Annotated in this window: 5 protein-coding genes; 2 read left to right on the plus strand and 3 right to left on the minus strand. The window is 73.6% G+C overall.

Going from position 1 to position 6,196, the window contains the following annotated elements; translation table 11 throughout:
- Positions 1-231 precede the first annotated feature (231 nt).
- Positions 232-1,938 (minus strand): bifunctional UDP-sugar hydrolase/5'-nucleotidase, encoded by a 1,707-nt coding sequence (locus tag EAD89_RS29680; RefSeq protein WP_121677987.1) that lies wholly within the window; start codon positions 1,936-1,938, stop codon positions 232-234.
- A gap of 279 nt (positions 1,939-2,217) precedes the next feature.
- Between EAD89_RS29680 and EAD89_RS29685 the strand changes: the two genes are divergently transcribed.
- Positions 2,218-3,012 (plus strand): alpha/beta fold hydrolase, encoded by a 795-nt coding sequence (locus EAD89_RS29685; RefSeq protein WP_199733686.1) that lies wholly within the window; start codon positions 2,218-2,220, stop codon positions 3,010-3,012.
- Positions 3,013-3,110: 98 nt separating this feature from the next.
- On the opposite strand, the gene EAD89_RS29690 is transcribed toward EAD89_RS29685, so the two are convergent.
- Positions 3,111-3,779 carry a histone deacetylase gene (locus EAD89_RS29690; RefSeq protein ID WP_233579234.1) on the minus strand — a complete coding sequence of 223 codons (669 nt, stop codon included), beginning with the start codon at positions 3,777-3,779 and terminating at the stop codon, positions 3,111-3,113.
- A gap of 11 nt (positions 3,780-3,790) precedes the next feature.
- Positions 3,791-4,570 carry a phosphodiesterase gene (locus EAD89_RS29695; protein WP_121677989.1) on the minus strand — a complete coding sequence of 260 codons (780 nt, stop codon included), beginning with the start codon at positions 4,568-4,570 and terminating at the stop codon, positions 3,791-3,793.
- 202 nt (positions 4,571-4,772) lie between these two features.
- Here EAD89_RS29695 and EAD89_RS29700 point away from each other — a divergent pair, with 202 nt between their 5' ends.
- Positions 4,773-6,194, plus strand: coding sequence for a diguanylate cyclase (locus EAD89_RS29700; RefSeq protein ID WP_121655939.1), 1,422 nt, complete (start codon positions 4,773-4,775; stop codon positions 6,192-6,194).
- Positions 6,195-6,196 lie beyond the last annotated feature (2 nt).

Below are 6,196 nucleotides of genomic sequence, written 5' to 3' on the forward strand. Positions count from 1 at the left end.
CCTCGCAGGGCGACCGCCCCATGATCACGCTCGATCCTGGATGTAGTGGCATCGACACGCGCAGAGGCCACTACATCCAGGATCGAGCGTGATCATGGGGCGGTCGCCCTGCGAGGAGCGCTCCGCGAGGAGCGGGCCCGGGGGCGGCACGCAGCGGTGACGCGACGTGTGCCGGGACGGGTCGGGCCCCGGAGCGGGTGCTCCGGGGCCCGGTCGTCACGGGGCCGTCCGTCAGGCGGCGGGGACCTCGGCGGTGGTGCGGATCCGATCCAGCGTCGGAGCGGAGACCGGCGACTGCGCGGTCAGGTACGCCACGAACGCGTCCAGATCGATCTGCCCGGTGACCAGGTTCGTGCCGCCGGTGAGGGCGCTGAACCCGTCGCCGCCGCCGGCCAGGAAGTTGTTCACCGTCACCCGGTAGGTGGCGGCCGTGTCAACCGCGGTGCCGCCGAAGGTGAGGCTGCCCCGGACGACGCGGGTGCCGACGCACGGGTCGGCGGCGGTGCCGGTGGTGCCGTTCGGGTCGACCACGTAGCCGACCGTCGCGGACGGGTACAGCGTGCGGCCGGTGACGAACTGCTGCTCCAGTACGCAGTAGAGCTGCGCGCCGGTCAGGTCGAGGGTCACCAGGTTGTTGGCGAACGGCTGGACCGTGAACGCCTCCTCGTAGGTGACCGGGCCGGCGTCGAGGTCGGCCCGGACGCCGCCCGGGTTCATGAACGCGGCGACCGCGCCCTGCTCGTCGTCGGTGGCGGCGAGCTGCGCGTCGGCGATCACGTTGCCCAGCGGGGACTCGCCCATGGTCGTACCGAAGAGGGTCTCCTGGGCGCGGGTGATCGCCTGGGTGGTCTCGCCGACCTGGCGGTCGGCGACCGGGCCGAGCACCGTCTTGTACCGGTCGATCAGAGCGGTCTGCTTCGGGTCCTTGGCGACGTCCCGGCTGACCACGACGTTGTTCGCCGCGGCGGAGAGCACGTCCCCGCTCCGACGGTCGATCTTGAGGTCGATGTCGGTGACCAGGCGACCGAACGAGCTGGCGCTGGTGACCAGCTTGCCGTTGATGTCGCAGTTGTACGCCTGGTGGGTGTGCCCGCTGACCACCACGTCGATCGACGGGTCCATCCGGTTGGCGATGTCCACGATGGGGCCGGTCATGCCGACGCAGTCGTTGATGCCGCCGGTCGCGGCCTGGGTGCCGCCCTCGTGCAGCAGGACGACGATCGTCTCCACGTCCTTGCGGCGCAGCTCGCGCGCGTACCGGTTGGCGGTGACCGCCTCGTCGGCGAAGGTGAGACCCGCGACGCCCTGCTGGCTGACGATCTCCGGGGTGCCCTCCAGCGTCATCCCGATGAAGCCGACCTTGACGCCCTGCACCTTGTGGATCGCGTACGGCGCCATCAACGGCTTGCCGGTGGCGGTCTTGAAGGCGTTCGCGGACAGGTACTGGAAGCCGGCGCCCTTGTACGGGGTGCCGTCGGCGCAGCCGTCCACCGGGTGGCAGCCGCCGTTCTGGATCCGCAGCAGCTCGGCGGCGCCCTCGTCGAACTCGTGGTTGCCGACGCTGGCGTAGTCCAGCCCGGCCATGCTCAGCGCCTCGATGGTCGGCTCGTCGTGGAACGCCGCGGAGAGCAGCGGCGACGCGCCGATCAGGTCACCGGCGGCGACCGTGATGGTGTTCTTCTTCTTGGCGGCGGCACGCAGCTCGGCCAGGTGCGTCGCGAGGTATTCGACGCCGCCCGCGGCCTGCCCGGCGATGGTGCCGCTGGACCCGCTGGGCGGTTCGAGGTTGCCGTGGAAGTCGTTGAGGGCCAGCAGGGTGACGTCGACCGGCTTCGGTCGCGCGTCGGCCTGTTCGGGGTTGGTGGCGACCGCGCCGAAGGCGGCCAGCGCGAGTGCGGTCAGGCCGACGGCGGCCCGACGCATCCCGGGGATGGACATGGAACTCCTCGTGAGAATCGGCGCGTGCGGTGCCCGGCTGTGGGTCGACCGGGCCGCCGACCGACGCCGTCGGAAGGGTCGATCGCGGATGCCGGCGGTTGGTTCGCCGCCTGCTCGGACAGCCTCTCATCCGGACGCCCGCCGGTCGACCCGGGCAGCACATCAGAGCTGCGGGTACGCCCGGAACGGGATCGATGGTCGGTTGTCGCGGTCCGCCAGACAATGTCCGACCACGGGTCTAGAAAGGACGGGACGGTCAGCGCGGACGAAGGCGGCATCGTGAGCGGAACGACACCGGTGGTGGAGCAGGTGCGATCGGCGGACGGCACACCCATCGCGTTCGAGCGGTCCGGTGCCGGGCCGGCGGTCATCCTGGTCGGCGGCGCGTTCAGCGATCGCAACGCGACCCGTGACCTGGGTGCCGCGCTGGCGGCGGATTTCACCGTCCTCGGCTACGACCGCCGGGGTCGGGGCCACAGCGGCGACACCGCACCGTACGAGATCGGCCGCGAGATCGACGACCTGGCGGCCCTGATCGCGACGGCGGGTGGTTCCGCCGCTGTGTACGGCATCTCCTCGGGGGCGATCCTGGCCGCCCTCGCCACCGCCCAGGGCCTGCCGGTGACCGGGTTGGTCCTGTTCGAGCCGCCGTTTCAGGTTGGCTCGCACGTGGGCATCCGGAAGGACATCACCGCACAGCTCATCGAGCTGATCGCCGCCGGCGACCGGGACGGCGCGGTGGCGGCCTTCCTCACCGCCTCGGTGGGGTTGCCGGCCGAGGCGATCGCCGGAATGAAGACGCAGCCGATGTGGGGCGCGCTGACCGCCATCGCGCACACCCTGGTGTACGACTCGATCGTCACCGCCGGAGGACGACTGCCCGACCGGCTGGCGGCGATCACCGCGCCGACCCTCGCGGTGGACAGCACCGGTAGTCCACAGTGGCTGCGGGACGGTAGCCGGGCCGCGGCCGAGGCGATCCCGGGCGGCCGGGCCATCAGCCTCGACGGTGGTTACCACGACGTGCCGCCGGCGACCTTGGCCCCCGCGCTGCGGGAGTTCCTGCTGGGCTGACGGCACAGCCCGACCGGCGAAAGGGCCTGGCGGGCCGGCAGCAAAGAACCTGGCGGGCCGGCCGAACCGCCAGCACAGGAGGACAGCGGGCCGGCCGGTCAGGCGTCGAGCAGCGCCTCGGCGACCAGGGCCGCGACGGCCTCGGGCGGCCATGCGCCCGCCACGCCGGGCCGGGCGGTCAGATAGCCGGCGATCCGCTCGGCGGGCCAGCCGTGCGACTCGCGCAGACCCCGGGCGATCATGCCGAGGTAGGTCGGCGCGGGTGCCCGGCACCGCACACCCGACGCCCCCTCCGGGGCGGTGAAGGTGAGCATCGGGGCGCCGCTGCGGCTGCCCGGGCAGACCAGTGTCTCGTACCGTCCCGGGCCCAGCGTGGCCCGCCCGTCGGCGACGGCGGTGTCGATGGCCGCGCCGGTCGTCGCGATCAGGTCGGCGGTGTCACCCGGTCGGCGGTACATCTCCTGCGCCGCGATGTCCGTGAACTGCTCCAGGGTGACCAGGTAGGCGCGGGCCGCGGCCTCGCCCGACAGCTGCGGGTCGTAGAACGCCATCCCGCCGGTCCAGGCGCCGGACTCGCCGGCGAAGTAGATCCCGCCGGGCAGCGACACCGGCACCGACCGGCTCGGTGGACGGCGGTCCCGACAGCCCGGGTAGGTCCGCCGCCCACCCGGCGGGCAGCCACCGCCGATGTACCACGCCAGCCGGGCGGCGTGCATGTTCGAGCCGTACGCGACGTACCAGACCAGCCGCTCCGCGGTGTCCACCACGACGCCCGTCCTCAGAAACCGCACGTCTGGCCGGCGGAGTGACTCACCTGCACCGTGTGCGTCACGCAGCCGCCCGGCTCGACCGCGTGCAGCAGGAAGACGGTCGGCTCGGCGACCCAGCCGATCAGCTCGTCGGCGCTCAGGGTGAGCGTGCTCTGCCGCCAGGTGCTGGGCGCCACGGTGAGCACGGTGCCGGCGTACCCCGTGGTGACCGGGCGGTGCAGGTGCCCGGCGGCGACCCGCACGACGTGCCGGTGCCGGCCGATCACCTCGGCCAGCGCGTCGCCGTCGGCGAGCCGGATGGCGTCGGCCGCCGGGATGCCGACCGCGACCGGCGGGTGGTGCAGGCAGACCATCGCGGGCACGTCGGGTCGCCCGGCCAGCACGCCGTCGAGCCAGCCGAGCTGCTCCTCGCCGAGCTGGCCGCCGTCGCTGCCGGGAACGAGCGAATCGAGCACCACGACGGTCGCCGCCTCGTGGTCGACGTGGTAGTAGGCGGAGAACCCGCCGCCGAGCCAGGGCGTGCCACCGAAGGCGTCGAGCAGCGACTCCCGGTCGTCGTGATTGCCGGCGACCAGGTGCACCGGCAGCGGAAACCGGCCGATCAGCTCGCGTAGCGCGGCGTACTCGTCGGGTCGCCCGTGGTCGACCAGGTCGCCGGTGATCACCACGCAGTCCGGTCGGGGTCGCAGCGCCAGCACCCGGCCGAGCGCGCGGTGCAGCCCGGCGGCCGGCTCGGCGGCGAGCACGCCGGTGGTCAGGTGGGGGTCACTGAGCTGGGCGATGAGCATGGGCTCGCCTCCTCGGTGCCGGAAGCTCCACGCTATCGCCGGCCGGCGCCGTCCGGGGACCCGCGCCGCCCACAGGCTGTGTCCACAGCCTGTGGATGGCACATGTGTACGAAGCCCGGTCGGCCCTCGGGCGGCCGTGGGTACGCTTGATCGTGCGGCTTGGCGCCGGCCGGGCCCCTCCCCTACCTGGAACGACGTGCGAGTGGATCATCAGCGAGTCATCCGTGACGTCACCGTCCGCCTGCCGATGGCGTCGAGCGCGCAAGAGGCCTGCCGGTGGACGGTCACCGCGCTGTCCCGCCACACCCCGGCGACCATCTCCGTGCTGCTCCAGGTCCACGACCGGCTGCGCTGCGTCGCGGCGACCGGCGCGTGGCAGGTCTTCGCCACCGTTCCGCCGGGGACCGGGATCGTCGGCCGGGTGTACGCGACCGGCGCCGCGGCCGTCGTCCCGGATGTCACCGCCGACCCGGACTACCTGCCGATACGCCCGGACGTGACCGCGGAGCTGTGCGTGCCGGTGCTGGATCGGTCCGGCCGGGCGATCGGCGTGCTCGACCTGCAGTGGAGCGGGCCGGTCGACCTGGCGCCGTGGCGGGAGACCGCGCAGCGGCTGGCCGCCCAGCTCGGCGCGCGGATCGTCGCGCTCGGCGGCCCTCCGGCGGAGAGCCGCAGCGAGAAGCTGCTCCGGCACGCCGCCGCGCTCTCCTCCGCGCCGACCGAGTGGGATCTGATGGGCGTGGCGAGTTGCGCCGCTCGGGAGGTCTCCACCCTCTCCACCGCGGTGCTGCTGATCGCCGGCCCGGAGGGCGCCCTGCTGGGGCCGTCGCCGCTGGTCCCGGGCGAGCTGGAGACCCGCATCCGGGCCGAGCTGACCGAGGCGGGCCCGACCACGCTGGGTCGGATGGTCGATCGGGCGCACCGGTACGGCGCCGGGTACACGCTGGGCGAGGCGGATCAGCCGCCGACCGAGGACTACCGGCCGTTGACCCGGGCCGGGGTGCGCACGCTTGTCGCCGTTCCCGTCGGGCCGGTGGACGCGGGCGGAGTGCTGCTGGTCGCCGACGAGCGGTTGCTGCGCCCCGACCCGACCACGGTCAGCCTGATGGAGCTGCTCGCCGGGCAGGCCTGGACCAGCCTGGACCGGCTGCGCACGCTGGCCCGGCTGCGGGAGCAGGCCAGCTCCGATCCGCTGACCGGGCTGGGGCACACCGGCCCGTTCGGGAGGCGGATCGCGGCGGCCACCCCGGGCCGTACGGCCCTGCTCGCGATCGACGTGGACGGATTCAAGACCGTCAACGACACGTACGGCCACCAGGCCGGCGACCGGGTGCTCGTGGGGCTGGCCCGGGCGTTGGAGGGGGCGCTGCGGCACGGCGACGAGTTGTACCGGATCGGCGGCGACGAGTTCGTGGCGGTGATCGAGGTGAGCCGCCCGGAGGAGGCGGTCCGGATCGCCGAGCGGCTGACCGAGGCGGCTCGGCGCACCGGCCGCACGATCAGCGTGGGCGTCGCGCTGCCCCGCCCCGGCGAGTCTCCCGACCGCACCCTCCGCCGCGCCGACCAGGCCCTCTACGCCGTCAAACGCCAGGGCCGCGACGGCGTACACCTAGCCGCCGCCTAACC

The sequence above is a fragment of the Micromonospora sp. BL4 genome, from assembly GCF_003667505.1.
Taxonomy (GTDB): domain Bacteria; phylum Actinomycetota; class Actinomycetes; order Mycobacteriales; family Micromonosporaceae; genus Micromonospora.

Excerpts from the sequence above, each read along its gene's own strand:
- EAD89_RS29680 (WP_121677987.1), bottom strand. The coding sequence starts at position 1,938 with ATGTCCATCCCCGGGATGCGTCGGGCCGCCGTCGGCCTGACCGCACTC.
- EAD89_RS29695 (WP_121677989.1), bottom strand. The coding sequence starts at position 4,570 with ATGCTCATCGCCCAGCTCAGTGACCCCCACCTGACCACCGGCGTGCTC.